Genomic DNA, 607 nt, shown 5'->3' with positions numbered 1-607 from the left:
TAATATTTTCACTCCGGATTTCTTGGCATTCGTGCATAATCTGCGGATGAAATACATCGATTCAAACAAGCTTTCTGATCCTCAGTTCAAGCGATACACAGGCATCTCATGGTCAACTTTCTATTTGATGGTTGAGCAATTGCAGAAGCATGTCTCTGCCAAAGGCAGACCGCCCAAGTTAAGCCTGGAGGATCAGGTTCTGCTCTGTCTGAGCTATTGGCGGGAATACCGAACCTTATTTCACGTTGCGACGAGTTACGGGGTTTCAGAGCCCACAGCCTCAAGAATTGTCCGTCATGTTGAAGACTGCCTGATTCGGTCCAATCTGTTTAATTTACCCAAAGATTTACCCGAGGGCGAAGGCATCGACTGGAATGTTGTGATCGTGGATGCCACGGAAATTCCAATCCAAAGGCCTAAAAAAACAGAAGAAAAGCTATAGCGGCAAGAAAAAGACCCATACCTTTAAAGTACAGGCCATGATTCACTACAAAACTCAGCAAATTCTGAGTTTATGTACCAGTCGCGGTGCAGTGCATGATTTCGAGTTGTTCAAACGCAATTTAAACCAGATTCCTTTTGGGGCTTTTATCCTTGCAGATAAAGG

2 protein-coding genes are annotated in these 607 nt (G+C 44.3%); both read left to right on the top strand.

Features of this window, described 5'->3' with window-relative positions; all coding sequences use genetic code 11:
• Positions 1-442, top strand: a 442-nt coding sequence (locus tag C8322_RS14285) for a transposase family protein (RefSeq protein ID WP_213065974.1), incomplete at its 5' end; no start/stop codon positions are given.
• Positions 390-607: transposase (locus tag C8322_RS14640; protein ID WP_228156520.1), on the top strand; the 218-nt coding region annotated here is incomplete at its 3' end. The genes C8322_RS14285 and C8322_RS14640, both read left to right, overlap by 53 nt.

The organism is Acinetobacter sp. SM1B, assembly GCF_003289665.1.
GTDB classification, from domain to species: domain Bacteria; phylum Pseudomonadota; class Gammaproteobacteria; order Pseudomonadales; family Moraxellaceae; genus Acinetobacter; species Acinetobacter schindleri.
The sequence above is the reverse complement of the archived record's forward strand: the minus strand, read 5'-3'. Positions and strand labels throughout refer to the sequence as shown.